Here is a 25,228-nt window from a genome sequence, read left to right as displayed (position 1 = left end):
CACATTCGTGTCGCGCGCGCCCGGGGATGCTCCCGAGGGGGCGCGAATCAGGGCGGTCAGGCGAGGCGGCGCCGGTCGTGCAATGAATGTGGCTTTCATTGCGCCTGACGCTATGAAAGCCACATTCATTGCATCAGGCGGGGCGGTCAAGCGGGCCGGGGAGGCCAGGCGCGGCCCGTCAGGCGGGTGAGCGGCGCGGTCTCGGTGAGCCCGGCGGAGGGGTGACCGGCCCCCGCGGTACCGGCATCACCTCCGCCAGCCGGTACCGCGCCCACGACCCGTTCGGCGTCTCGTCGCGCGTGTCCTTCGGCTGCCCCGGTCGTGGCTCGCTCCGCAGGATGAGTTCCATTTCGAACCGCGAATCCGGATCATCCAGGCTCGCCCCGAAAGTGGCCTGCAGCTGCCGCATCCGGTAGCGCACCGTCTGCGGGTGCACCTTCAGCCGCTCGGCTATCTCCAGCACGTTGCCCTGCGCATCCAGCCAGGCCCGCAGCGTTTCGGTGAGCCTGCCGCGCTGCTTGTCCGTCATTCCCCGCAGCGGCGCGAAATGCCGCTCCCGCAGCTGCGCGATCAGGTTCTCGTCAGAATGCAACAACACCGCGGCCAGGTGCTCCTCCGCGCGGATCAACCGCCGAGCCGGGAGCAGGCCCTCGCCGGTCAGGGTGAGCGCGCGCCGGGCCCAGCGCAGCGAGTCCGCGGCCGCCTCCAGCGGGACGGACGGCCCCGCCGACAGGCGATATCCCGGCAGCGCGTTCTGGATCGCCGACAGCCTGGCGTCCACCGGCTCCCCCGGCACCAGCAGCAGCGGCTCCGGCGCGTCCAGCTCGGCGAGCACGTCCTCGTCCAGCGACGGCAGCCGGCGCGACACCCCGCCCGGCGTGCGGACCGCCACCGCGAACAGTTTCGCCGGCATCGCCCAGCCGGTCAGCTGGGCCAGCTCGGCGATGGCTTCCCGCGGCGGCTGCGGGCGCTCCAGGATCAGCTGCAGCAACCGGCGCCGCCAGGTTTCCAGCGCGCCCGCCGAGCACGCCTTCGCCTCCAGATACCCGTCGAGCGCGATCGAGGCCAGCTCGTCCATGAACGCGAACATCGCGTCGGCCAGTTCCGACATCACCGCCGACGACAGGCCCGCGCGCCGCCCCACCTGCATGATCCGCCGCCACGCCACCCTGGCACCGACGCGGTAGGCGGCCTGCAGCGTGTCCAGGCTGCGCCCCTCGCGCATCTCCAGCTGCCCCAGCTTGCGGTGGACGTCGAGCAGATCCTCCTTGATCGAGCCGGGGTCGGCGATCTGGTCGACGAACAACGACATCGCGCAGTCCACCCCGGCGCGGATGGACCGGCCGTACGGACCGTCGAGCGGACGCCCGTACTCGGGAATGACGGTCCGGATCTCCTCGACGATCTGGCCCCCGAGCGTCGGCAGCTCCGGGCGCAGGATCTCGGCCAGGCGCCGGGGCAGTGCCGGGCGGGTTTCCACCGAGTTCAGCCCGCGCTCGACCGTCATCGCAGCTCCTTTGCTCCGCTCTGGCCCCGCCGGACGACCCCTGCCCGGGCAGCTGACGCACTGCGGGGTGACGTCGAGCACATCGGAATAGTCACCCCAAACGTGTCACCTCCCGCAGAAGAAACCGATTTCTTGTCATCGGGGTGACAAAATCACCGCGACCCGCTGTGGCCGACTGACAATTACCGCCAGGTCAGCGGCGCCGCGGGCCGCTTTCACACCGCCACCCGGCCCAACCCGTCGCCGGCGCCCCGGCAGAGCCGTCACCGCCGGTGAAACTTCGGCCAAAGATCGTCTGGCGTACGGCCGAACGGGTGCAATCGACTATGTTGGGCGAATGGCGGACGCGCTCTCTTCGGCGAAGGCCGTGCACGCGATGCTGAACGGGCAGTCCGAGGACACCCGTGACCGGCCCGTACAGCCAAACGGGCCGCGGATCCCGTTGCCGGACCTCGAACCGCCACGCGCGGACCTGGTCGCCACGCTGGTGCAGCGCCGGTCCGCGGCCAAGTTCGCCGACCGGCCGCTCGACATGGCCGCGCTCAGCGCGCTGCTGCGCTTCGCGCTCGGCGTGCAGCGGTTTGTGCAGGCCCAAGGCGTGGACAAGCACCCGCTGGGCATGGCGCCCAGCGCCGGGGGGCTGCTCTGCCTGCGTGCCTACCTGCTGGTCCGCCAGGCCGACGGGGTGCCGCCCGGCATCTACCGGTACGAGTCGGTCTCGCACCAGCTGATCGAGATCGGCCCCGGCGACCCGACGGCCGGGCTGACCGAGGTTTTCCTGCAGCCGGAGTTCGCCACGAACGCCCCGGTGACCATCGCGCTGACCGCGCGCCTGGACGTGGCCTTCACGCAGTACCCGCTGCGGCACTACCGCACGCTGCACGTGGACGCCGGGGTGGCGGTGCAGAACCTCTACACCGTGGGCACCGCGCTGGGCCTGGCCTGCTGCGCGATCGCCGCCTTCGACGACCGCGCCCTCGGCTCGCTGCTGTGCCTGCCGGATTCCGAGATCGCCACCATGCTGTTCAGCGTGGGCCAGAAGCCATGACGCGCCCGACCGCCTCCAGCACCGGGACGAGCTTGCGCAGTTCCTCGCGGTCGGCGGTGACGCATTCGGTGACCGCCGCGCCGACCACCTCGAACTCGGCCAGCGAGTCGATGGCGGAAACCAGCTCGGGCACGCTCAGCCCGTCCGGCTCCGGGTAGTTGATCCCGGTGAACTCGGCCGGGTCGAGCACGTCGAGATCGAGGTGCAGGTAGACGGACTCGGCGCCGCTCTCGCGCAGGCGTTTGGGCAACTCGGCGGCCGGTGCCACGGTGGCCAGGCCCCGGTCGATGGCCTCCTGCTCCGCCGGGTCGATCGAGCGGGTGCCGACCAGCACCGCGCGGCCCGGTTCCAGCGCGGGCGAAGCCGCGAACTCCGGATCGCCCTCGCCGAACAGCGACCGCAGCACCATGCCGTGGTACGCGCCCGACGGGGAACTCGCCGCGGTGTTGAGGTCGGGGTGAGCGTCGAAGTAGGCGACACCCAGCCCGGCGCCGTGGCGGAAGCGGGCCACACCGATCGGCGCGAGTTCGACGGCGCAGTCGCCGCCGATGGTGAGCACCTTCGCCTCGGGCGCCTCCAGCGCGGCCAGCTGGCCCGCCCGGTTGCGCACCAGCGCGGCGCGGTTGGCGATGCCGTCCACTTTGGACGGATCGCCGGCCGGATCGATGGTCACCTCGGTGGCGAGCACCCCGAGCACCTCGGCGGCGAGTGCGCCGAGCGCGCGGGCGCCGTCGGCGAGCTCGGCGGCACGCGGGGTCAGCGCGCCCTGGGTCTGCGGAACAACGTGAATACGCACGCGGTCAAGGTAACCGGCACCGGCTCAGCGAGGCGCGGCAATTCTGGTCGGCTCGGTCCGGCCACGCAGCACGGTCTCGTCGATCTGGTGCCAGCACGCGGTTTCGGCCTCGTCGGCGGCGTCCACCGCGGCCATCGACGCGACCACGCGTCCCGGCACCGACTTCGCCAGTTCGGTCAGCCGCGCCGCCTCGTTCACCGGATCACCGATAACGGTGTACTCGAACCGGCTCTCGTGGCCGATGTTGCCCGCCACCGCCTGCCCCGCGGCGACCCCGATGCCCGCCTGGCACTCGGGCACCTCGGCCACCAGCCGCTCACCCATCTCACGCGCGGCGGCGAGCGCCTGCCCCGGCGCGTCCGGCTGGTCCACCGGCGCGCCGAACACCGCCAGCGCCGCGTCGCCTTCGAACTTGTTCACGAACCCGTCGTGCGCGTGCACCGCCGAGACCACCACCGCGAAGAACCGGTTGAGCAGGTCGACCACCTCACCGGGCGGCCGGGTGGCGGCGAGCGTGGTCGAGCCGATCACGTCGACGAACAACACGGCCACCTCGCGCACCTCACCGCCCAGCCCGGCCTGGCGGTCCAGCGCCTCGGCGGCGACCTCGTGCCCGACGTGCCTGCCGAACAGGTCGCGGATGCGCTCGCGCTCACGCAGTCCGCCCACCATGCGGTTGAACCCCGACTGCAGCTGCCCCAGTTCGGTGCCGTCGAACACGGCGACCTCGGTGTCCAGCTCGCCCTTCTCCACCCTGGCCAGCGCGGCGCGCACGGTCCGCACCGGCGCCGCGGTGGCCCGCGCGGTCAGCGTGACCAGCAGGAAGCCGAACACGCCGATCACCGCGCCCAGCACCAGGATCGCCACCGCGAGCTGCCGGGTGGTGACGTCCTCGCGGATCAGCGCGAACATCGCCACCAGCATCAGCCCGGACACCGGCAGCCCGGTCCCGAGCACCCAGGCCAGCAGCAGGCGCACGGTGATCCCGGCGCTGACCCGCCGGCGCATCGGCGGCCCGGTGGACAGCACCCGCGCGGCCACCGGGCGCAACGCGAACTCGCTGAGCAGGTAGGAGTTCGCGCAGACGACGATGCCGCCGAACGCCACGGTGAAGCCGACCTTGAACGCCGCGCCGGGCAGTTCGAGCGCGGTCACCGTGGTGAACAGCAGCAGCGCGCCGAACCAGAACACCGCCTGCACCCGCGCCAGCCGCATCGGCACGCGCAGCGCGGCGCGCCGCTCCCGCTGGCTGGGCGTCCGCCCGTCGAACACCCAGCTCAGCGTGCGCACGGCGCGCCTGCGGCCCCAGACCACGCCGGCCAGCAGCGAGAAGCCGACGTAGACCGGCAGCACCACGGCCTGCCAGAACACCAGGTCCGGGGCGAACACGCTGGGGCCGGGAATGACCAGCACCACCAGCGCGACCACCACCAGCGCGCCGATCACGTTCGCCAGCACGATCGAGGTGATCAGCAGCAGGTTCAGGCGCACCCGCAGCACCGCGTCGCGCTGGTCGGCCGAACCGAGGAGCCAGGACCCGAGCGGCCGGGCGGTGGTGGTCACCCGGTCATTCCAGCACGACGAGCAGGTCGCCGCCTTCCACCTGCTGCACCGAGGTGATCGCCAGCCTGCCGACCCGGCCCGAACTGGGCGCGGTGATCGCGGCCTCCATCTTCATCGCCTCGATGGTGGCCACGGTGTCGCCCGCGGCGACCTGGTCGCCCTCGCGCACCGACAGCGTGACCACGCCGGCGAACGGCGCGGCGACGTGCTTGCTGTTGCCCTTCTCCGCCTTCTCGGTGGCCGGGATGTCCGAGGCGATCGAGGCGTCGCGGACCTGGATCGGCCGGATCTGCCCGTTCAGGCTGGACATCACCGTGCGCATGCCGCGCTCGTCGGCCTCGCCGATGGCCTCCAGCTCGATCAGCAGCCGCACGCCCGGTTCCAGGTCGACCTGGTACTCCTCGCCCGGCCGCAGCCCGTAGAAGAAGTCCTTGCTGGGCAGCACGCTGGTGTCGCCGTAGGCCGCGCGGTGGTTCTCGAACTCCTTGGTGGGCCCGGGGAACAGCAGCCGGTTGAGCGTGCGGCGCGGGTCCTTGACCAGTTCCTCACGGTCCTCTTCGGACAGTTCGGCCACCGGCTTGGCCGCGGCGCGGCCCTCCAGCGCCTTGGTGCGGAAGGGTTCCGGCCAGCCACCCGGCGGATCGCCCAGCTCACCGCGCAGGAAGCCGATCACCGAGTCCGGGATGTCGAACCGGCTCGGGTCCGCCTCGAAGTCCGCCGGCGAGACCCCGGCGCCGACCAGGTGCAGCGCCAGGTCACCGACCACCTTCGAGGACGGGGTCACCTTGACCAGGTGGCCGAGGATCTTGTCCGCCGCGGCGTACATCACCTCGATCTCCTCGAACCGGTCGCCCAGCCCCAGCGCGACCGCCTGGGTGCGCAGGTTGGACAGCTGACCGCCGGGGATCTCGTGGTGGTACACGCGCCCGGTCGGCGAGGCCAGGCCCGCTTCGAACGGCGCGTAGACCTTGCGCACGGCCTCCCAGTACGGCTCCAGCTCACCGATCGCGCCCAGGTCGAGCCCGGTCGGGCGGGCCGAGTAGTCGGTCGCCGCGACCAGCGCGGACAGCGACGGCTGCGAAGTGGTGCCCGCCATCGACGCGACCGCGCCGTCGACGGCGTCGGCGCCCGCGTTGATCGCCGCCAGGTAGGTGGCCAGCTGACCGCCGGGCGTGTCGTGCGTGTGGATGTGCACCGGCAGGTCGAACTCCTTGCGCAGCGCGGTGACCAGCTTGACCGCGGCCGGTGCCCGCAGCAGGCCCGCCATGTCCTTGATGGCCAGGATGTGCGCCCCCGCGCCGACGATCTGCTCCGCCAGCTTGAGGTAGTAGTCCAGGGTGTAGATCTTCTCCGACGGGTCGGACAGGTCGGAGGTGTAGCAGAGCGCGACCTCCGCCACCGACGGGGTTTCCCGCACCGCCTCGATCGCCGGCCGCATCTGCTCGACGTCGTTGAGCGCGTCGAAGATGCGGAAGATGTCGATGCCGGTGGCCGCGGCCTCGTGCACGAAGGCGCTGGTCACCTCGGTCGGGTAAGGCGTGTAGCCGACGGTGTTCCGGCCGCGCAGCAGCATCTGCAGGCAGATGTTCGGCACCGCGTCACGCAGTGCGGCGAGCCGCTCCCACGGGTCCTCGGCGAGGAACCGCAGCGCCACGTCGTAGGTGGCGCCGCCCCAGCACTCCAGGGAGAGCAGTTCGGGCAGCGTGCGCGCGACCACCGGGGCCACCGCGAGCAGGTCCTTCGTCCGGACGCGGGTGGCCAGCAGCGACTGGTGCGCGTCGCGGAAGGTGGTGTCGGTGACCCCGATGTTCGGCGATTCCCGCAGCCAGCGGGCGAACCCGGCCGGGCCCAGCTCGACCAGCTTCTGCTTCGAGCCGGGTGCCGGGTCGTGCTCGGGGACCGCGGGCAGCTTCTGCACCGGGTTGATCGACCGCGGCCGTTCGCCGTTCGGCTTGTTCACCGTGACGTCGGCCAGGTAGGTGAGCAGGCGCGTGCCGCGGTCGGCCGAGTGGCGCGCGGTCAGCAGGTGCGGGCGCTGGTCGATGAAGCTGGTGGTCACGCGGCCCTGCTGGAAGTCCTCGTCGTCCAGCACGGCCTGGAGGAACGGGATGTTCGTGGCGACGCCGCGGATGCGGAACTCGGCCACCGCGCGGCGGGCGCGGCCGACGGCGGTCTTGAAGTCGCGGCCGCGGCAGCTCAGCTTCACCAGCAGCGAGTCGAAGTGCGCGCTGATCTCGGTGCCGGCGAAGGCGGTGCCGCCGTCGAGCCGGATGCCCGAACCGCCCGGCGAGCGGTAGGCGCTGATCATGCCGGTGTCCGGGCGGAAGCCGTTCGCCGGGTCCTCGGTGGTGATCCGGCACTGCAGCGCGGCCCCGCGCAGGTAGATCTTGTCCTGGGACAGGCCGAGGTCGGCCAGCGTCTCCCCGGCCGCGATGCGCAGCTGCGACTGCACCAGGTCGACGTCGGTGACCTCCTCGGTCACCGTGTGCTCGACCTGGATGCGCGGGTTCATCTCGATGAACACGTGCTTGCCGTCGCGGTCGAGCAGGAATTCGACGGTGCCCGCGTTGCGGTAGCCGATCTTCCTCGCGAAGTTGACCGCGTCCGCGCAGATCCGGTCCCGCAGTTCGGACGGCAGGTTCGGCGCCGGGGCCAGCTCGACCACCTTCTGGTGCCGCCGCTGCACCGAGCAGTCGCGCTCGAACAGGTGCACCACGTTGCCCTCGCCGTCGGCGAGGATCTGCACCTCGATGTGCCGCGGCTCGACGACCGCCTTCTCCAGGAACACGGTCGGGTCGCCGAAGGCCGACTCGGCCTCCCTGGCCGCCGCCTCGATCGACTCGCGCAGCGTGGCCGGGTCCTCGACCCGGCGCATGCCGCGGCCACCACCACCGGCGACGGCCTTCACGAACACCGGGAAGCCCAGTTCCTCGGCCGCCGCGACCAGCGTGTCGATGTCCGAGGACGGCTCGGACGAGCCCAGCACGGGCACGCCGGCCTCGCGCGCCGCGGCGACCGCGCGGGCCTTGTTGCCGGTCAGCTCGAGGATGTCCGCGCTGGGCCCGACGAAGGTGATGCCCGCTTCCTCGCAGGCACGCGCCAGGTCCGGGTTCTCCGACAGGAAGCCGTACCCGGGGTAGACCGCGTCGGCACCGGCCTTCTTCGCGGCGCGGACGATCTCCTCGACCGAGAGATAGGCGCGGACGGGGTGTCCCGGTTCGCCGATCTCGTGGGCCTCGTCGGCCTTGAGCCGGTGCAGCGAGTTGCGGTCCTCGTGCGGGAAGACGGCGACGGTGCCGGCACCGAGTTCGTAGCCGGCCCGGAACGCCCGGATCGCGATCTCACCGCGGTTGGCGACGAGCACCTTGCGGAACATGCCCCGGTCCTTCCTGTTGACGGATCGGTAGGTCGGTCCAGGCACGTTACCGTGTTAGTCCCGTACAGCGGGAGTTGAAGTCCAGGTGATGGACATCATTCACCGTTCGGGTTGCGCGCTTGTCTCCGGCGTGAGCGTGTAGAGGAGCCGATTCGGCGTCCCCGTTGGCACCCCACTCAGCTTGTCCTTCGTGGCCGCGTCCACCACCGCCCGCGCTGCCTGCGGCGCACTCGCGTCCGGGTGCAGCGCCCGGTACAAAGCGGCCGCCCCGGTCACGTGCGCGGCCGCCGTGGACGTGCCCGACAACACCCGCACCCCGCCGTTCGCCGTCGGCGACGGAATCGATACACCGGGTGCGTACAGGTCCACCGAAGGGCCGTGGTTCGACGAGCTGGCGGCCCGGTCCTGCTGGTCCGACGACGCCACGGTGAGCGCCTCCGGCACGCGCGCGGGTGAGAAGTTGCCCGCGTCGCTGGCCGAACCACCGGCGGGCACGGCCACCGGCACCACCGCGGCCAGCGCCCGCACCGCGTTGTCGATGGTGGTGTTCGGCGAGCCGCCGACACCGAGCACGGCCACCGCGGGCTGCGCCGCGTTCTTGGTCACCCAGTCGATGCCCGCCACCACGTTCGCCACCGTGCCGCTGCCGTTGTTGTCCAGCACCCGCACCGGCACGATCTTCACGTCCTTGGCCACGCCGTACTTCTCGCCGCCGATGATCGCGGCGAGGTGCGTGCCGTGGCCGTTGCCGTCGGCGGCGTTGTTGTCGCCGTCCACGAAGTCCTTGCCCGCCAGCACCTGCCCGGCCAGATCGGGCAGCGAGTTCACGCCGGTGTCGATCACGTACGCGGTCACCGTCTCGGCACGCGTTTCGTAGCGGTAGAGCTGGTCGAACCCGGCGCGCTGGTCGATGCGGTCGAGGCCCCAGCTGGGCGGGTTCGGCTGCTCGCCGGGACCGGCGTGTGCCGGTGTGGCGATGGCGAGCACAACGGCGGCGACGGTCGCGGACACGGCGGTGACACGGGCTCGGGCTCTCGGAAGGCTCATGAAATCCTTTTACGCCCAGCTCACACCGAAAGCCACCTACCAACGGCTGGTCAGTACAGCACGTGCTTGCCGCCGTCCACGATGACCACCTCACCGGTCACCAGGTCCATCATCAGCACCCCCAGCACCGCCTGCGCCACGTGCTCCGGCCCGGAGATCTCCCGCAGCGGCACGGTTTCCCGCTCGGCCTTCGCCCGTTCCTTGAAGGCTTCGGCGCCGTGCAGCCCGGTCTGCCAGCGGGTGGCGACCGTGCCGGGCGCGATCGCGTTCACCCGGACGTGGGGCGCCAGGCTCACCGCGAGGTTCCTGGTCAGCTGGAGCAGCGCCGCCTTGCTGACGCCGTAGGCCACCGACGAACCACCCGCCCGGTACCCGGCGATCGAGGCGACGTTGACCACCGCGCCCCGCGCCTCGGTCAGCGCCGGGGCGAACGCGCGCACGCAGTGGAACGGGCCGAGCAGGTTCACGTCGAGCACCTGGTGCCACACCTGGTCGGTGAGCGATTCGAGGTCGGCGTGCGGCACGCGGAAGGTGGTGCCCGCGTTGTTGACCAGCACGTCGACGCGGCCGAACCGGTCGAGCACGCGTCCGGCGAGCGCGCGCACCTGCTCGTCGTCGGCCACGTCCGCCTGCTCGGCCACCGCGTCGCAGCCGAGCGCGGTCAGCTCCGCGACGGTCCGCTCGGCCTCCTCCGCGGACCGCGAGTAGTTGACCACCACCCCGGCCGCCCCGGCCCCGGCCAGCGCCAGCGCGGTCGCGCGACCGATCCCGGTGCCACCGCCGGTCACCACGGCTACCGTTCCGTCCAGGCGCACGCTTCAGCTCCTTTCGCCCACCACGCGGCGCACGGTGGCCCGCACGCCGTCCGACCGCAACCCGTCCAGCGCGTCCGCGATCAGCTCGCGGAAGATCCTCGACTCCGCCAGTTCCTCCGGGCAACCCCGCCACGCCGCGAGCAACCTGCCGAGATCCGGCGCGGTGGCGAGTTCGCGGCTGTCCTCGTCGAGCTCCCCGGACTGCTTGGCACCGCGGAGAAAGCTGATCCAGCCCGCGATGCCGAGGCAGATGAGCCGCGGTTCACGACCGGCCGCGAGCAGGTCACGCGCCGGTTCGAGCAGGCGCTGCGGCAGCTTGCGCGCGCCCTGCCCGGCGATCTGCGCCAGGCGGTGGCCGATGCGCGGGGTGGCCAGCCGCCGGACGATCCGCTCGGCTTCCTCGCCAGCGCCGTTTCCCAGGCTGGGCCCGGTTTCCGCGCGCACGAGCTGCTGCACGTAACCGGCGAACTCCTCCTCGCGCACCAGATCCGCGGTGGTTTCCAGGTCGGCGAGCAGGCCGAGGTAGGCCACCGCGGAATGGGTTCCGTTGACCAGCCTCAGTTTCCGCGCCTGCGCCGCGGAGATGTCGCTGACGAACCGGACACCGACCCGGTCCCAGGCCGGGCGCGGGCCGTCGAAGTCCTCGATCACCCACTGCCGGTAGGCCTCACCGGCCACCGCGGCGTGGTCGGCCAGTCCCAGCCGCGCTTCCACCTCGCGCAGGCAGTCCTCGGTGGGCGCCGGCACGATCTGGTCGACCACTGTGGACGGAAAGCTGACGTGTCCGCGAATCCACTCGGCGAGCGCGGGATCCCCGGCCAGGCCGCAGAAATCCTGGATCAGCCCGGCCAGGAGGCGGCCGTTGAAGAGCAGGTTGTCGCAGGAGAGCACGGTGATCGGCGCGTCGTCACCGCGGGCCCGCCGCGCCCGCAGCCCGTCCACTAGCTGCCCGACCACCGTGCGCGGGGAGCCCCCGGCCAGGTCGGCGGCCAGCTCGGGATCGTCCCGCCGGAGCCGGTTCGTCGCCGGGTCGTGGTGGTAACCGGCCTCGGTCACGGTGATCGTGACGATCCGGCACTCGCTCGACGCCAGCGTGGCGCGCACGTCGTCCGGCCGCTGGTAGAGCACCTCGCGCACGGCGCCGACCATGCGGAAGCGCTCGTTGGCCCCGCGCTCGACCACGGTGTACAGGCCGTCCTGCGGGTTGAGCGCGTCGGCCGCGCCGGGACCGCGGTAGCTGACCCCGCGGATGGCCCAGTCGCCCGGCTCGACCAGCAGCGCCTGCTCGGTCAGCACCGCCTGGTGCGCGCGGTGGAAGGCACCGATGCCCAGGTGCAGGATGCCTGCGCCGATGTCGTCGCCCTGCACGCTGTCGAGCAGTTCCGGCCGGCGTTCGCCCAGTGTCCGCCGGCTCAGCCGCGGCACGGCCATCGCTTCCCCTATCCGTTCGACGAAAGTGCCCGCAGCCTGGCCAGGTCCTGGCCGGTGATCGGCACCCCTTCCGCGGCCCGGCGGCGGCGGATGCTCTCCTCCGGCTCGCCGGGCGCTGCGGAAAGGCTCTCACAGAACGATTCGGCCTGTTCCTGGAAAGTTCCCGGGCTGAGGAACGCGGCGATGTCCACGGCCATCAGCACGGTGCCGGAATCGCTGTCGTAGCCGGGAAAACCCCGCATGCCCTGGCCGGAGAGCAAACCACCCACCAGGGTGGCGAACACCGCGGCGCCGGGCAGCGCGCCACCGTCGAGCACCAGCGGCGGGCGGCCGGAGGCACGCGGCAGCGCCCACGCCAGCGGGGTGCGCTCGTTGTTGGCGAAGGCGAAGGCGACCAGCCCGGTGCCGGCCAGTGCTCCGACGTATTCGCCGAGCCTGCCCACGTCGTTGCCGTCCCGGATGACCGCCACGCCGCTGCCGTGGTCGACGGTGAGCACGCTCAGTTCCCGCACCGCGTGCCCGGCGGAGAGCTGCCCGAAGGCGCGCCGCCCGTGCACCACCACCGCGCCGGGGCGCACCACTTCGGCTTTCGGCCGTGCCTGCGGATCGATCTCGCCCTCGTGCACCTTCGGCACGTAGCTCAGCAGCCGCCGCACGCCCAGCGCGTCGTGACCGAGCAGATTGGACCGGACCAATGACCCCGCGACCACGGCGGCCTGCGCCGGCGGGGTGCCCACCGCGGCCAGGATGTCCACGGCCAGCGCGTGCAGGACGCCGGCCGGGAGCAGGTGCTCCGGGTTGTCCATACCACCCCGTTCTTCGGCGGTGAACAGCGGGGATGGGCATTTTGCCAGGTCGGACGCGGGTTGGGAAGCGGACCATTCCACCCGCTGGTCCGTCCGTTGTGGACGGAGAAGGGGTCAGCGGGCGCCGGCGATCCGGTCGTGGATCCAGCGCCGGAGGTGGCTGCCGTCCGACGGCACGAAGTGGCGGCGCTTCGAACCGTCGGACAGCTTTTCCCCGATGATCACGAACCGGCCGCCCTCGGTGTCGAACAGCTGCACCCCGCCCAGCGCCTCGAGCCTGCCGTCGCGGCCGCGCAGCCACAGGTCGAACACGCCGAACCGGCCGAGCGGCCAGCTGAAGAACTGCCGCACCGCGCGGTGTTCGGCTGGCTCGGCTTCGCCGTAGGCGTCGATGAGGTCGTGGGGGTTGATTTCGTCCTCTTCGACCGGTTTCGGCCGCCTGGCCTGCTCGGTGACCGCGATCGGGCGCAGCGGCACCGGGCCGAGGCGCGGCAGGTAGCGCAGCAGGCCGGAGACCAGGTCGTCGGCGTGGCAGGCCTCGAAGGAGATCTGGTCGCCGACCTGGCCGCTGAGCACGCCGGCCAGCCGCTCGGAGACCGCGCGGTAGCGGATGTCGCGCTGGCCTTCCTCCTGGTTGAGGCGGCCGGTGATGAGCACCTCGGGCCGGTACCAGACGCGGAGCAGGTTCTCCACGTCCGGGTCCAGCTTGTCGCCCTTGGCCAGCCGGGCTTCACGCAGCTGCTGCCAGGCGCGTTCGCGCACGCGCTGCCGCTCGCCGGTGGTCGACCCGGCGTGCGGCACCTCGAACGGCGGCGGCACCAGCGCGGTGCCGAACCGTTCCCCGAGCACGTCGATCACCGTTGTGGGCAGCCAGAATTCCATCGGCACGGCGGTTATTTCGGCCTCTCCGCTCAGGAGCCGATGGTCGGCGGCACCGGCTTGGCGCCGTCGAGGCCTTCGGCGGGCTTGGCGTCGAACAACTCGTCGGGGTCTTCGCCCTGGAGGTAGTCGGGGCGCTTTTTGTCCTTGTCCTCTTCCTTGCCCCGGCCCGCACCGGCGCCCATGCCACCCATGCCGGCGCCCGGCTTGCCGGCGCCCGCGTTGGACGCGGCCGCGGCCCCGCCGCGCATGGTGCCGTCCTTGGGCGGCACGCCACCGGAGCCGGTGGACTTGCCCGCACCGGCTGCCTGCTCACCGCCTGCCTTCGGAACACCACCGGCGGGCGTGCCGCCGAGGCGTCCGGCCGCACCGGCGGGCCCCTTCGGCGGGTTGTAGGTGCCGCCGCCGGAGACCCGCGCGCCCGCGCCGGGGTTGCCGAACTTCATGCCGCCGGTGCCCTTGGCGGGCGTCCGTGATTTTTCCGAGCCGAGGGCCCCGAGGTTCCCCCCGCCCAGCTGCCCCGCGAACGCGGGCGGCGTGCCCTTGACCCCACCGGCCGGCGGCGCGCCACCGCTGGTGACGGGCGCGGGGCCGCCGGGGTTGTACCCGGGCCCGACGCCGCCGGGCCCGGAGCCGACGTAGCCGCCGCCGGGCAGGCCCCCGGTCGGGCCGGGCGTGCCGCCACCCACCACGGAGGGCCCGGCCACCGGCGTGCTCGGCTGGCCACCCCCCAACGTCGGCGGCGCGGCGAACGACGGTTGCGTGGAGCCGGTCTCGTAGAGGGTGTTGTCCATGGTGTGCATGACCTGGGCGGCCTGCTGGTGGGCGGCTTGGGAGGCCTCCTGCTTGGCGCTCATTTCCTCGAGGGCCTTGACCCCCTGCATGCTGGCGTCGAACCCGCCACTTTGGAAGGCGGCCTTGGCCTTGGCCATTTCCTCGGCCTGATTGAAGGGCACCGGCTCGGGCATCGAGTTCTGCGCATTCACCACCGCCGCCGACTGCTGCGAATACCGATTCGAGGCAAGATCGACGCCGTGGGAGGCACCGTCCACCCAGGTCGCGCTCTGCTTCACAAAACTGTGCACCTGAGCGGCGCCCTCGCCCTGCCACACCGCCTGCTCATTGTTGACGGCGGCATGCAGATCGTCACTCAAAGTCTTGAGCGTGTCCCGCGTCTTCGCGAGGATGCGCCCCTTCTGATCGACCTTTTCCCCGTTTCCCGTGTGCGCCATCGTGTAAAGCTGGGCGTGCGAGATGCCGAGGTAGTCCTGATCGGAGGCGTCCAGGCCTTCCCGGAAGGTCTGCCCGTGCATGAGCGCCTGGCCACGGGCTGTCGAGTACGCCTGCGCCGTGGCCGCCGCGTCGGCCATTGCCGTCGGGTCGGCGAAGATGTTCCCCTGCCCGCCACCGGCGTCCGTGTAGGCCTTGCTGTACACATCGGCTTCGTACATCGGCTGGTCAACCATCACTTACCCTTTCGGCAGTTCCGGCTCGACTGCTTGAGCAACCTTGGTCGCTTCCGCGCAGGCTTCGTCCGTAGGCCTGTTCGATCCCAGTGCCACCGTGATAATGAACCGGGCCTTGGCCCCCATGTCCACGGCGACCTCGCAAGTCCCACCATCCCCGACGGAATCCTTGACCTGAAATGCCCGTCGGCCATTCACTTTGCCAGAGAACTTCTTCGCCGGATCGACCTGGAGGTCGTCGATGCTCTGCTCATCGTCAAGGCTCATGTCCAAGGCAATACCAGTCTTTTCCACCCGGCAACCGTTGTCGCTGCCGATGTCGGAGAACTTACCCGGAGGAAATCCTTCCCCGGCAACAGCGCCATCAAGCACCTCGCACGCCTTTACCTCATTGAACAGGGTGCGCGGCGACTGGCCAGTCCCAGTTGATTCCACCCCCGAAGGCTGCGGCGAGACCGTGACAGAATTTCCTGGCTCCTCCACCGTGCAGGCCGCAAGGAAGCCAAGAGTTAAAGCCAGCATCACCGGAACACGCGGAAACAACGAGTACTCACTCATTCCTTATCAATCGCCTTGAAAGTCATGCTTATTTCTTCGTCGCCTTCACGATAAGAGCCGATGGCCAGCTGAATCGCTTCCCGCAGGGTAATCAAGCCCTTTTCGAGCAACTCCAGGTTGGGAATGAGCGACGCATCGTCCCCGTCCATCACCGACCCGTCATGTTCGGCGACGCGTGTGGCGTAAGGACCAGAGCCCAACTCCGGACGTTGCCGCAGCGCTACAACGTCAGCCCTGAGACTGGGCCAGGCCTCGTCGATGTAGCGGCTCACCGCGCCAATGAACTTCTGGCCCGCCTCCGGCTCCAGGGCGAAACCACCGCTCGTCGGACCGGCGCTGGCCAGGTCCTTGATCCGCTGCACGTCGGCGCTGAACTGCTTGACCGACTCGTCGTCCAAGGGGTCGACGGCGAACAGGCTGTCGAGGAAGTTGCTGCCGGCATCACCCGCGGCAGGCGGGGGTGAAGGCGGGGCGCCACCCGGCGCACCCGCCTCTGCCTGCGTATTGAAGCCCGTCTCTCCGGCCATGACCGCGCCTGCCCCTCCCTGGAAGACCCCGCCCCCTGGCGACCGCTTGTGTTCAGCCCAACACGCTAGCAGTCATACCGCGGTGAAGGGAGCGTTCCGCCAAAGTCCCGTGCCCGGCACAGAAAGGAAAAGCCCAGTTCAGTGGGCGTTCACCCGGTCGGGGGTCGGGCACATCACTGTGCCGCCGCTTGCGGAGCCGGGTGGATACACAGTCGTGGCCCCGCCAGGCTCGCTGCCTCTGCACCGCTCCACCACGCAAGCCTTGTTGACCGCTCTCAGAAATGCGCACCCAGAGTAACTGCGGCATGGAGAGCGTCACACAGGGTCTTGACCGCCACAGACCACCGCCGAGGCCCCGCGCATATCCCGTCGCGCTCGGCTTACTCCGTCCTCAACCCGCGGCCACGTAGGCCGTTGCGCTTGTCCGGCCTGAGAGCCGTCTGCCGTTCAGTTGCCCACAGCCGACGGAAGGTGCGGCTCGATCGCTTGCGCCACAGAACCGGCTTCGTCGCAGGCTTGGTCAGTGGTTCCCTTCGTGCCGAGGGTCACGGAGACGATGGCGCGGGACTTCGCGGCGACCTCGAGAAATATCTTGCACATACCCGAACTACCGTCATTTTCGCGAACCTGGAGGATAGGGCGCCCGTTGATGTCCCCCTCGTATGTTTTGGTGGGGTCCGGCCTGGCGTCGGCCAGGCCTTGCCGATCGTCCAGGTCGAGCGCCGCGGCCATACCGTACTTGTTGGTGATGCATCCGTTTTCACTACCGATGTCGGAGTCTTCCCCGGCGGGGAAGTTCTTACCGGCCAGCGCCATGTCCAGGAGTTCACACGCGCTTATGTCCCTCAACCCCGAAGGCGCGGGTGCCACGCCGGATTCCGGCACGACGACACTTTGCTCCGCCAGCGGTCGCCCTTGTTGCGGTGAAGAGCAAGCCGTCGAAGGAACAAGGAGCAACAGGGCGAACACGGCCACCGAACTGCGCTTTCTCATACTTCCCCCAGTGTCTGGTCAGCCATCATTCGCCCATCGGCAGCACGGGTTCGATCGCAGTCGCGATTTCCTTCGCCTTCGAACATGCTTCGTCGGTCGGCCTGTTGGAACCCAGAACCACCATCACGACGGCCCGCGCCTGGGGAGCCACCTCGATACCGATCTCGCAGGCTCCGCCATCACCGACGGAATCCTTGACCTGGACGGCACGCCGCTCACCTACGTGCCCGCTGAAGGACTTGCCCGGGTCGGCAGCAGCCAGGGCGTCGATACCCTGCCGATCATCCAGGGTCAGTCCCAGAGCCGTACCGGTCACCTGGGTGCGGCACCCGTTGTCGCTGCCGATGCCGGAGAACGTGCCCGGCGGGAAGCCCTGGCCGACAACAGCGCGGTCGAGAACCTCGCATGCCTCAACGTCGTCGAACAGTTCACGCGGCGACGGGCTCGCCTGGGTTGCTGCCGCCGACTGCGCCGGGCCTGCCACCGACTTGCCCGGCTCCTCCACCGTGCAAGCCGCCAGAAAGCCGAGGGCCAGCATCATCGATGCGCGCATGACGCTCATGCGGCGGGCAGTTCGGGTTCGACGGCCGTCGCCAGCTTGTTCGCCTCGGCGCAGGCGTCCTCAACGGACGGGTTGGTACCGAAACCGGCCAGCACCAGCGCCCGTGCGCAAGCACCGACTTCGATCGCCACGTAGCAACCGGCGCCGGGACTCGACGGGCGCTTCAATTGCTTGGCAGGCCGGCCGTTCACCTCGCCCGTGTGCATTTGCGCCGGGTCACCGCGAAGCTCGTCGATACCCTGCTGATCATCGAGGTCCAGTCGAACCGTCAACCCCGGCTTCAACGCCTGGCATCCGTTGTGGCTTGCCGTATTCGACACTTCCCCAGGCCCATATCCTTGTCCCTGGATTGCGCGATCGAGCAGATCACAGGCCTTCAAGGTACCGAAAACCGCCCCCGCCTCAGCTGATTCGGTCGGCGGTGCGGCCGAAGAAGGCGGACGCGGAATCCCCACCTGTCCGTCGGAACAGCCTGCCAAGGCCAACAACGCAAGACCGAGCAAAGCGGAAAAAGCACCAGGAGACCTCATCCGGCATGAACCGCCTTCCCCCACGACCGTTGCCTTCGACTACCAATGGTATTCGCGTCGACACGCTAGCAGCCGTGTGTGCGGGGACGGCTCACTGTGGTCCCTTTCGGAGGCCGGAGTGGATGCGGGGTTGCATGCCTGCCGCCCGGGCCAGGGAGGCGGCTTCCAGCCGGCTGTGCACCTTCAGCTTGCTGAAGATGTTGTGCGTGTGCGTCCGGACCGTGTTCACCGAGAGGAACAGCTCAGCCGCGATCTGGCTGCCTCGCTTCCCCTCGACGATGCCCAGCAGGACATCCCGCTCCCGCGCCGAGAGCACGTCGAGCGGCCCGTTCGAATCGCGGACCCGCTGCACGTCGGCGCGTAGCTCGGCCAGGACGAAGCCCAGGAGATCCGGGGAAAAGTACGCCTTCCCGCCGCAGACCCCGTGCAACACCGCGACCAGGTGCTCCGTCGAGCTGTCCTTCCCCACCCAGGCCGTCGCGCCCCAGCGGGCCGCCACCACCGCCTGGACCGGGTCGTGCGAACCGGTCAGCACCACGATCCTGGCGTCGGGGGCCGCGGCGCCGAGGCGGCCCAGCAGATTGGCCGTGGCCGGGCCGACCGGCTGGATGTCGACGGTGATCACGTGCGGGCGCGCCCTGGCCACCGCGTCGACCAGGCCCGGGTCCGTGGTCGAGCTGCGGCCCACCACCAGCAGGCCGCCCACGGCGGACAACTTGGCCGCCAGCGCCTCCGCCAGCAGCTCCTGATCATCGACGAGGAATGCACGCACCGGATTCACCCGAACACCCTGCGACACCGCCGCGTCCTTGTCCTCATCCAGTTGCACGAGAATCACGGACTAGTCCGCCTGGCCGGACCCCCATTCCGGGCCGGACGCGGGGATCTTTAAAGTGGACCGGTAAGCGGTTGAGCAAGCAGCCGCAGCGAGACGCTGCGTGCCGTGCTCCCGCTGGACCCCCAGCCCGCACGGTCACCTTCGTCAGCCCGCACGCCTGCCGACCGAGGGGAGACACTCCATGCCCAGCACACCGCACCGCCGACGTTTCCCCGCGCGCTGAGCCGGCACCACGAGGTGGTGGCTACCGGGGACCCAGGCGCGGAAGAACTCCAGCGCCGGGTGAAGGAACTGCAGGCCGAACTGGACGGGCTTCGCCGCGCGCTGCGCAGCCGCGCCACCATCGAGCAGGCGATGGGGGTGCTCGTCGTCGCGCACCGCTGCACCCCGCAGCAGGCGTTCCGGCTGCTGATCCGGTTGTCGCAACAGCACAACGTGAAACTGCACCGGGTGGCGAGCCTGCTCGTCCAGCTCGCCGCGAAGGCCGAAACCCACCAGCTCGAGAAAATGCTCAAGCGCTCGCCGGACGGAAGCACGGAAGAGGCGGGACCCGAAGCCGGCGAAGTCGACAAGATCGACGCAGCTCTCGTGGACGTGGCACGGAAGCTGGCCGGCGGTGCCCCGGGGGCGGCGGCGGAGCTGCACAAGCTCCTCCTGGACCGGGGCTGGATCCCGCCCTACACCGTGTTGGCGGCGGCGCTGGAGTGACTCCCCCGCGTGGCGGGCTCAGGCCACCGGGAGCTGCCGCCGCCGCGCGATCGCCTCCCGCCGTTCGCTCTCGTCGAGCCCGCCCCACACACCGAACGGCTCCTCCACGGTCAACGCGTGGTGACGGCACTCGACGATCACCGGGCAGCTCTGGCAGATCTGCTTCGCCCGCGCCACCCGGTCGGCGCGGGCGAACCCGCGCTCCCCGTCCGGGTGGAAGAACATCGAACTGTCGAAGTTCCGGCAATTCCCCTTGCGCTGCCACTCCCAAGTCTCCGCGACGGGCTCGGGGAGCCGAGACGTGTCCGCCATGAAGATCACCTCCGCCATCAAGCTGGGTCGCTGACGCGGTGTTACCCACTTCCCCCGATTGCTACACCTCCGCCCGCGAACCCGCGTCCGGACGGAGCAATCCGGCCTCGATCAGCTCAACCCACAGGCCCGGCGGCACCGGCCGCCGTGCCCTGGCCAGATTGGCGCTGACCTGCGCGGAAGACTGCGCGCCCAGCAATACTGTGGCCACCGCGGGGTGGGTGGCGGGCAGCGCGACAGCGGCCTGGGGCAGTTCCACCCCGTGACGGGCGCAGACCTCGGCAACCCGCTCGGCGGTGGCGACGAGCCCCGGTGGCGCCTCCGCGTAGTCGTACATCGTGCCGGGTGCCGGGGTCGCCAGGATGCCGCCGTTGAACACCCCGGCCGCGACCACCGGCACGCCCCGGTCGAGGCACAGCGGCAGCAGCTCGTCCAGCGCCCGCTGGTCGAGCAGGGTGTACCGGCCGGCCACCAGCACCACGTCCAGATCGGCCCGGCGGACGAACTCGGCGGGCATCGCGGCCTGGTTCATGCCGACCCCGACCGCGCCGATCACACCCTGGTCCCGCAGCTCGCACAGGGCGGGCAGCGCCTCGTCCAGCGCCGCGGTGAAATGCGCGTCCGGGTCGTGCACGTAGACCACGTCCACCCGGTCGAGGCCGAGCCGGGACAGGCTGGCCTCGAGCGACCGCCGCACCCCGTCGCGGCTGAAGTCCCAGACCCGGCGGTACGCGGCGGGCACGTCGAAGCCCTGGTCGTCGCGGCGGCCCGCGCCCGCGGGATCGGGCTCGAGCAGGCGGCCGACCTTGGTGGACACCACGAATTCGTGGCGCGGACGGCCGGCCAGCGCGGCGCCGAGCCGCCGTTCCGAGAGTCCGAGCCCGTAGTGCGGTGCGGTGTCGAAGTAGCGGACGCCCTCGGCCCACGCGCGGTCCACGGTCGCGGCGGCCTCGTCGTCGGTGATCGCGGTGTAGAGATTGCCGAGCTGGGCGCAGCCGAGCCCCCACCTGCCGAGCTTCACGGCAGCTCCCACACCAGGCCCAGCCCCGAGTCGCGGCTGGAGTACTCGTCCTCTTCGCCCGCCTTCAGCCTGGTGTGCGGCGCGGCGCGCTGGGGGTGGGGTACCGCCATCGGCGGCCTCCTTCCGTGGTTATCTGGGCAGCGAAACATCCGAGGTTTGCACGGATCGAGGGGCGCGCCATGCCGGTCACCGACGAAGCCATCGACAAGATCAAGGGCATGATCATCTCCGGCGAGCTGGCGCCCGGCGACCGGCTGCCGAAGGAGGCCGAACTCGCCCAGCGCCTCGGCCTGTCGCGGAGTTCGCTGCGCGAGGCGGTCAAGGCGCTGTGCCTGATCCGCGTGCTCGACGTGCGCCAGGGCGACGGCACGTACGTGACCAGCCTCGAGCCGAACCTGCTGCTGGACGCGATGACCTTCGTGGTCGACTTCCACCGCGACGACACCGTGCTCGACTTCCTCGCCGTGCGCCGGATCCTGGAGCCCGCCGCGACCGCGCTGGCCGCGCAGCACATGAGCGACGCCGACCTCGCCGAACTGCGCAGGCTGCTCGACGAGCTGGACGACGCGCCGACGGTGGAAGCGCTGGTGGCCAACGACCTCGCCTTCCACCGCAAGATCGCCGACGGCTCCGGCAACCCGGTGCTGTGCTCCCTGCTGGACAGCCTGTCCGGGCCGACCACGCGCGCCCGCATCTGGCGCGGCCTCACCCAGGAGGGCGCGGTCGCGAAGACCAGGGAGCAGCACACCGCCATCTACGAGGCCATCGCCGCCCGCGAGCCGGAACTGGCGCGCTCGTGGGCCACCGTGCACGTGGCCGGGGTCGAGCAGTGGCTGCGCAACGCGCTGGGCACCGCCGAGCACCCCGCCTGAGGCCCGGTCACGTCTGGGGTTTCCCTCCGGTGAACCGGGCGATCATCAGCGCGACGAGAATGATGCCGCCGTAGAGCGCCTGGATCCAGAACGAGGGCACCTGCGCCAGCGTCAGCAGGTTCTCCACCACCGCGAGCAGCAGCACCCCGGTGAGCGCGCCGAACATGGTGCCGCGCCCGCCGTCGAGCGAGATGCCGCCGATCACCGCGGCGGCGAACACGGTGAAGATCATGCCGTCGCCCTGGTTGGCGTTGATGGCGCCGACGTAACCGGTCATCACCAGGCCGCCGAGCGAGGCGAGCACCCCGGCCACCACGAAGACCAGCCAGGAGATCCGGTCCACCCGGATGCCCGCGGCCCGCGCGGCCTCGCGGTTGCCGCCGATGGCGTACAGCGCGCGCCCGATCCGGTGGTACCGCAGCACAAACCCGGTGATCGCGTAGGCAGCGGCGGCCAGCCACACCGACGCGGGCAGCCCGAGAAAGGTCTCGGTGGCGAGCGCGAAGAACGCGTCCGGCATCTCGAACAGGGTCTTGCCCTCGGTCAGCCCGACCAGCACGCCACGCAGCACGATGAGCATGGCCAGCGTCACGATGAACGCGTTGAGCTGCAGTTTCACGATCAGGAACCCGTTGAAGGTGCCGATCGCCGCCCCCACCAGCACGATCACCAGCAGCCCCGCCGGGGTGGGCAGCTCGGTGCCGAACCCGGCGGCCAGCGCCGGGACGACCAGCATCGCGCCGAGCACCGGCGCGATGCCCACAGTGGACTCCAGCGACAGGTCGAACTTGCCGGAGATCAGCACCAGCGACTCGCCGAGCACCACCAGCGCCAGCGCGGCCGACGCGCCGAGAATGCTGATCAGGTTGTCCGCGGTGAGGAAACGGTCGTTGACCAGCCCGCCGACCACCAGCAGCACGGCGAGCGCGGGCAGCAGCGCCAGTTCGCGCAGCCGGGGCAGGTGCCGCCGCCGCGTGACGGCCGCGGGCGCGGCCTGCTGCCTGGTCGCGGTGTCAGTCATCGCGTTGCACCCCTTCGATGTCGGCGACCAGCTCACCGTCGGACCAGCCCGCCTGGTGCTCGGCGACCAGCCGCCCGGCCCGCAGCACCAGCACCCGGTCGGCGGGCCGCAGGTCGTCCAGTTCGTCGCTGACCACCAGCACGGCCTTGCCGTCGGCCCGGACCCGGTCGACCACCGCGAGCAGCGCTTCCTTCGACTTCACGTCCACCCCGGCGGTCGGGTTGATCAGCACCAGCAACGCCGGGTCGGTGGCCATCGCCCTGGCCAGCACCACCTTCTGCTGGTTGCCGCCGGACAGGTCGGACACCGGCTGGTCCGGCCCGGCGGCCACCACGCCGTAGTCCGAAATGGACTGCTCGGTGGCGGCGCGGCGCGCGGCCGGTGGCGCGGTGCCCGCGCGGCCGAGGCGATCCAGCACGGTCATCGTCGCGTTGTCCGCGATGGACAGTCCGAGCACCAGGCCCTGGTGGTGCCGATCCCTTGGCACGCAGCCGATCCCGGCGGCCAGCGCGGCGCCGACGTCCCCGGCGGGCAGCGGCCGCCCGGCCACGCGCACCGAACCGGCGGCCGGCGCGCGCAGGCCGTAGATGGTCTCCGCGACCTGGTGCTTGCCGCTGGCGTTGCTGCCCGCCAGGCCGAGCACTTCGCCGCGCCGCAGGCCGAACGACACGTCCTGGAACGATTCCCCGGACAGGCCATCGACTTCCAGCGCCAGCTCGGTGTCTTCGGGCAGCGGCTCGCGCGCGGCACCGTCGGCCACCGACAGCCCGCCTTCCTCCCCGGTCATCGCGTCCACCAGCTCGGCGCGGCTCAGCTTCTCGACCGGCGCGGTCAGCACGTGGCGCGCGTCGCGCAGCACGGTCACCGCCTGGCAGACCTCGTGCACCTCCTGCAGGTGGTGCGAGATGAACAGGAAGGTCACCCCGTTCGCTTGCAGCTCGCGCATGCGCCCGAAGAGCCGGTCGATGGCCTGGCTGTCCAGTTGCGCGGTCGGCTCGTCGAGCACGATGAACCGGGCGCCGTAGGACAACGCGCGCGCGATCTCGACCAGCTGGCGGTCCTCCACCGACAGCTCGCCCGCGGTCAGCTCCGGATCGACCGACACCCGCCACGACTCCAGCAGTTCCGCCGCCTGCCGCCGCAGCTTCGACCAGCTGATCACGAACCGGCCCTTCGGCTGGCGGTTCAGGAACAGGTTCTCGGCCACGGTCAGGTGCGGGATGACCGTGGAGTGCTGGTACACGCAGGCGACCCTGGCGCGCCAGGCCTCGCGGTCGGCCATCGGCGGGGCCGGGCGGCCGCCGAACTCCACCACGCCGGTGTCCGGTTTGGACAGTCCGGTGAGGATGGAGACCAGGGTGGACTTGCCCGCGCCGTTGCGCCCGACGAGCGCGTGGGACTCGCCGGGCCGGACGGTCAGGCTGACGTCGTGCAGCGCGGTGGTCGGCCCGTACCGCTTGCCGACCCCGAGCGCGCTCGCCACCGGGGCGTTCACAGCTGGTTGCCCCACAGGCCCTGGTCGTCGACGTTGTCCCTGGTCACCACGGGCGCGGGCAACTGGTCTTCGAGAATGCCGGGCCGGGTTTCCACGATCGTGCTGCCGTGCTCGGTCGGCCCCGGCTTGAACACCTCACCCGCCATCGCGCGCTTGACGTAGTGCAGCCCGTACTTGGCGTAGGCGTCGGCGGGCTGGGAGACGGTGGCGTCCAGCTCGCCCTTGCGGATCGCCTCCAGCTCCTGCGGAATGCCGTCGTTGCTGACCAGCACCACGTGCTTGGGATCGCCGACCGGGAAGAAGAGGTTCTTGCGCTGCAACGCCTGCACGGTCGGCGCCAGGTAGACCCCGCCAGCCTGCATGTACACCGCCTTGACGTCCGGGTTCGACGTCAGCAGGCCCTCCAGGCCGGAGGCGGCCTTGTCCGCCTTCCACTCCGCCGGGACCTCCAGCACCTGCAGCGCCGGGAACTTCGTCTTCACGCAGTCGCGGAAGGCTTCCGAGCGCTCGCGCCCGTTCACCGAGGCCAGATCACCCATGATCTGGACGACCTTGCCCTCCTTGACCTTGCCGCCGATGTGCTCACACGCCTTGACGCCGTAGGCCTTGTTGTCCGCGCGGACCACGATGGCCACCTTGCCGCCCTCTGGCGCCACGTCCACCGCGACCACCGGCACGCCCTTGCGCTCGGCCTGCTCCAGCCCGGCGACCACGGCCGCCGAATCCAGCGGCGTCACCACCAGGCCCTTGACGCCCTGGTTGAGCAGGTTGTTCATATCGGTGATGAGCTTGGTCGGATCGCTGTTCGCGTTGACCGTCGGCAGCGCCTGCACGCCCTCGGCGGCGGCCATCTGCGGCACGTAGTTGTTGTAGGCCTGCCAGAACGGCGAAGTCAGCAGCGGCACCGTGGCACCGACCGGGCCACCGTCCCCGCCACCGCCCTCGGCCGGCGCGTTGTCCTTTGTGGACCCGCAGCCCGCCACGGCGAGCAAGAGCACCGCGGCAGCCGTGGCGATCAGGTTCTTCCGCACCGCATCCTCCTTGATGCCAGCCGAGC

Annotated in this window: 24 protein-coding genes; 3 read left to right on the top strand and 21 right to left on the bottom strand. The window is 70.8% G+C overall.

Annotated elements, in window-relative coordinates; all coding sequences use genetic code 11:
* Positions 1-178: 178 nt before the first annotated feature.
* A complete protein-coding gene (locus A4R43_RS38805; protein WP_113696648.1) occupies positions 179-1,507 on the bottom strand; it encodes a PucR family transcriptional regulator in 1,329 nt (442 codons plus the stop codon).
* Positions 1,508-1,844: 337 nt separating this feature from the next.
* On the opposite strand from A4R43_RS38805, the gene A4R43_RS38800 reads away from it, so the two are divergent.
* The gene (locus A4R43_RS38800) at positions 1,845-2,555 is read left to right on the top strand and encodes a SagB/ThcOx family dehydrogenase (protein WP_113696647.1); all 711 of its coding nucleotides are present in this window, start codon (positions 1,845-1,847) and stop codon (positions 2,553-2,555) included.
* Here A4R43_RS38800 and A4R43_RS38795 read toward each other — a convergent pair.
* The 15 genes from A4R43_RS38795 to A4R43_RS38725 form a co-directional block, all read right to left on the bottom strand.
* The gene (locus A4R43_RS38795; protein WP_113696646.1) at positions 2,533-3,351 is read right to left on the bottom strand and encodes an arginase family protein; all 819 of its coding nucleotides are present in this window, start codon (positions 3,349-3,351) and stop codon (positions 2,533-2,535) included. The two genes, A4R43_RS38800 and A4R43_RS38795, sit on opposite strands and share 23 nt — an antisense overlap.
* A gap of 24 nt (positions 3,352-3,375) precedes the next feature.
* Positions 3,376-4,914 (bottom strand): adenylate/guanylate cyclase domain-containing protein, encoded by a 1,539-nt coding sequence (locus tag A4R43_RS38790; RefSeq protein ID WP_113696645.1) that lies wholly within the window; start codon positions 4,912-4,914, stop codon positions 3,376-3,378.
* 4 nt (positions 4,915-4,918) lie between these two features.
* Positions 4,919-8,290: a pyruvate carboxylase gene (locus A4R43_RS38785; RefSeq protein WP_113696644.1), complete on the bottom strand. Its 3,372-nt coding sequence runs from the start codon at positions 8,288-8,290 to the stop codon at positions 4,919-4,921.
* Between the two features lie 99 nt (positions 8,291-8,389).
* Positions 8,390-9,337, bottom strand: a complete 948-nt coding sequence (locus A4R43_RS38780) for a S8 family peptidase (protein ID WP_113696643.1) — start codon at positions 9,335-9,337, stop codon at positions 8,390-8,392.
* A 50-nt stretch (positions 9,338-9,387) separates the two neighbouring features.
* Positions 9,388-10,152 (bottom strand): SDR family NAD(P)-dependent oxidoreductase, encoded by a 765-nt coding sequence (locus A4R43_RS38775; protein WP_113696642.1) that lies wholly within the window; start codon positions 10,150-10,152, stop codon positions 9,388-9,390.
* 3 nt (positions 10,153-10,155) lie between these two features.
* Entirely contained in the window at positions 10,156-11,583 is a 1,428-nt protein-coding gene (locus A4R43_RS38770) for a mannitol dehydrogenase family protein (RefSeq protein WP_113696641.1), read from the bottom strand.
* Between the two features lie 8 nt (positions 11,584-11,591).
* Positions 11,592-12,389, bottom strand: coding sequence for an Ldh family oxidoreductase (locus A4R43_RS38765; protein WP_113696640.1), 798 nt, complete (start codon positions 12,387-12,389; stop codon positions 11,592-11,594).
* Positions 12,390-12,503: 114 nt separating this feature from the next.
* Complete coding sequence (locus A4R43_RS38760; RefSeq protein WP_113696639.1) at positions 12,504-13,271, bottom strand: ESX secretion-associated protein EspG; 768 nt, start codon at positions 13,269-13,271, stop codon at positions 12,504-12,506.
* A 29-nt stretch (positions 13,272-13,300) separates the two neighbouring features.
* Entirely contained in the window at positions 13,301-14,734 is a 1,434-nt protein-coding gene (locus A4R43_RS38755) for a hypothetical protein (protein ID WP_162788748.1), read from the bottom strand.
* A gap of 3 nt (positions 14,735-14,737) precedes the next feature.
* Positions 14,738-15,292: a DUF3558 family protein gene (locus tag A4R43_RS38750; protein WP_113696637.1), complete on the bottom strand. Its 555-nt coding sequence runs from the start codon at positions 15,290-15,292 to the stop codon at positions 14,738-14,740.
* On the bottom strand, positions 15,289-15,819 hold the full coding sequence (locus A4R43_RS38745) for a hypothetical protein (RefSeq protein ID WP_113696636.1): 531 nt from the start codon (positions 15,817-15,819) through the stop codon (positions 15,289-15,291). The genes A4R43_RS38750 and A4R43_RS38745 overlap by 4 nt, the downstream gene beginning before the upstream one ends.
* A 447-nt stretch (positions 15,820-16,266) precedes the next feature.
* A complete protein-coding gene (locus A4R43_RS38740) occupies positions 16,267-16,635 on the bottom strand; it encodes a hypothetical protein (RefSeq protein WP_162788747.1) in 369 nt (122 codons plus the stop codon).
* Between the two features lie 202 nt (positions 16,636-16,837).
* The gene (locus A4R43_RS38735) at positions 16,838-17,374 is read right to left on the bottom strand and encodes a DUF3558 family protein (protein ID WP_113696634.1); all 537 of its coding nucleotides are present in this window, start codon (positions 17,372-17,374) and stop codon (positions 16,838-16,840) included.
* Positions 17,371-17,904, bottom strand: a complete 534-nt coding sequence (locus tag A4R43_RS38730; protein ID WP_113696633.1) for a DUF3558 family protein — start codon at positions 17,902-17,904, stop codon at positions 17,371-17,373. Before A4R43_RS38730 ends, A4R43_RS38735 begins: the two co-directional genes overlap by 4 nt.
* Positions 17,905-17,995: 91 nt before the next feature.
* On the bottom strand, positions 17,996-18,676 hold the full coding sequence (locus A4R43_RS38725; RefSeq protein ID WP_236808520.1) for a LuxR C-terminal-related transcriptional regulator: 681 nt from the start codon (positions 18,674-18,676) through the stop codon (positions 17,996-17,998).
* 348 nt (positions 18,677-19,024) lie between these two features.
* On the opposite strand from A4R43_RS38725, the gene A4R43_RS38720 reads away from it, so the two are divergent.
* Entirely contained in the window at positions 19,025-19,450 is a 426-nt protein-coding gene (locus tag A4R43_RS38720) for an ANTAR domain-containing protein (RefSeq protein ID WP_113696632.1), read from the top strand.
* A gap of 18 nt (positions 19,451-19,468) precedes the next feature.
* Here the strand turns inward: A4R43_RS38720 and A4R43_RS38715 are convergent, their stop codons facing one another.
* A complete protein-coding gene (locus tag A4R43_RS38715; protein WP_113698167.1) occupies positions 19,469-19,762 on the bottom strand; it encodes a WhiB family transcriptional regulator in 294 nt (97 codons plus the stop codon).
* Positions 19,763-19,823: 61 nt separating this feature from the next.
* Positions 19,824-20,783 (bottom strand): aldo/keto reductase, encoded by a 960-nt coding sequence (locus tag A4R43_RS38710; protein WP_113696631.1) that lies wholly within the window; start codon positions 20,781-20,783, stop codon positions 19,824-19,826.
* A gap of 179 nt (positions 20,784-20,962) precedes the next feature.
* Between A4R43_RS38710 and A4R43_RS38705 the strand changes: the two genes are divergently transcribed.
* A complete protein-coding gene (locus tag A4R43_RS38705) occupies positions 20,963-21,655 on the top strand; it encodes a FadR/GntR family transcriptional regulator (protein ID WP_113696630.1) in 693 nt (230 codons plus the stop codon).
* Positions 21,656-21,662: 7 nt separating this feature from the next.
* On the opposite strand, the gene A4R43_RS38700 is transcribed toward A4R43_RS38705, so the two are convergent.
* Genes A4R43_RS38700 through A4R43_RS38690 form a run of 3 tightly spaced genes read right to left on the bottom strand, consistent with a single transcriptional unit; the run spans position 21,663 to position 25,202 of the window.
* Positions 21,663-22,676 (bottom strand): ABC transporter permease, encoded by a 1,014-nt coding sequence (locus A4R43_RS38700; protein ID WP_113696629.1) that lies wholly within the window; start codon positions 22,674-22,676, stop codon positions 21,663-21,665.
* Complete coding sequence (locus tag A4R43_RS38695; protein WP_113696628.1) at positions 22,669-24,171, bottom strand: sugar ABC transporter ATP-binding protein; 1,503 nt, start codon at positions 24,169-24,171, stop codon at positions 22,669-22,671. Before A4R43_RS38695 ends, A4R43_RS38700 begins: the two co-directional genes overlap by 8 nt.
* On the bottom strand, positions 24,168-25,202 hold the full coding sequence (locus A4R43_RS38690) for a sugar ABC transporter substrate-binding protein (RefSeq protein ID WP_113696627.1): 1,035 nt from the start codon (positions 25,200-25,202) through the stop codon (positions 24,168-24,170). The genes A4R43_RS38695 and A4R43_RS38690 overlap by 4 nt, the downstream gene beginning before the upstream one ends.
* Between the last annotated feature and the right edge of the window lie 26 nt (positions 25,203-25,228).

Source organism: Amycolatopsis albispora (assembly GCF_003312875.1).
Classification (GTDB): domain Bacteria; phylum Actinomycetota; class Actinomycetes; order Mycobacteriales; family Pseudonocardiaceae; genus Amycolatopsis; species Amycolatopsis albispora.
The sequence above is the reverse complement of the archived record's forward strand: the minus strand, read 5'-3'. Positions and strand labels throughout refer to the sequence as shown.

Bases quoted from the DNA above. Each gene is read 5' to 3' on its own strand.
- A4R43_RS38805 (WP_113696648.1), bottom strand. From the start codon at position 1,507: ATGACGGTCGAGCGCGGGCTGAACTCGGTGGAAACCCGCCCGGCACTG.
- A4R43_RS38800 (WP_113696647.1), top strand. From the start codon at position 1,845: ATGGCGGACGCGCTCTCTTCGGCGAAGGCCGTGCACGCGATGCTGAAC.
- A4R43_RS38785 (WP_113696644.1), bottom strand. From the start codon at position 8,290: ATGTTCCGCAAGGTGCTCGTCGCCAACCGCGGTGAGATCGCGATCCGG.
- A4R43_RS38780 (WP_113696643.1), bottom strand. From the start codon at position 9,337: ATGAGCCTTCCGAGAGCCCGAGCCCGTGTCACCGCCGTGTCCGCGACC.
- A4R43_RS38770 (WP_113696641.1), bottom strand. From the start codon at position 11,583: ATGGCCGTGCCGCGGCTGAGCCGGCGGACACTGGGCGAACGCCGGCCG.
- A4R43_RS38765 (WP_113696640.1), bottom strand. From the start codon at position 12,389: ATGGACAACCCGGAGCACCTGCTCCCGGCCGGCGTCCTGCACGCGCTG.
- A4R43_RS38760 (WP_113696639.1), bottom strand. From the start codon at position 13,271: ATGGAATTCTGGCTGCCCACAACGGTGATCGACGTGCTCGGGGAACGG.
- A4R43_RS38755 (WP_162788748.1), bottom strand. From the start codon at position 14,734: ATGGTTGACCAGCCGATGTACGAAGCCGATGTGTACAGCAAGGCCTAC.
- A4R43_RS38750 (WP_113696637.1), bottom strand. From the start codon at position 15,292: ATGAGTGAGTACTCGTTGTTTCCGCGTGTTCCGGTGATGCTGGCTTTA.
- A4R43_RS38745 (WP_113696636.1), bottom strand. From the start codon at position 15,819: ATGGCCGGAGAGACGGGCTTCAATACGCAGGCAGAGGCGGGTGCGCCG.
- A4R43_RS38740 (WP_162788747.1), bottom strand. From the start codon at position 16,635: ATGGCGCTGGCCGGTAAGAACTTCCCCGCCGGGGAAGACTCCGACATC.
- A4R43_RS38735 (WP_113696634.1), bottom strand. From the start codon at position 17,374: ATGAGCGTCATGCGCGCATCGATGATGCTGGCCCTCGGCTTTCTGGCG.
- A4R43_RS38730 (WP_113696633.1), bottom strand. From the start codon at position 17,904: ATGAGGTCTCCTGGTGCTTTTTCCGCTTTGCTCGGTCTTGCGTTGTTG.
- A4R43_RS38715 (WP_113698167.1), bottom strand. From the start codon at position 19,762: ATGGCGGACACGTCTCGGCTCCCCGAGCCCGTCGCGGAGACTTGGGAG.
- A4R43_RS38705 (WP_113696630.1), top strand. From the start codon at position 20,963: ATGCCGGTCACCGACGAAGCCATCGACAAGATCAAGGGCATGATCATC.
- A4R43_RS38700 (WP_113696629.1), bottom strand. From the start codon at position 22,676: ATGACTGACACCGCGACCAGGCAGCAGGCCGCGCCCGCGGCCGTCACG.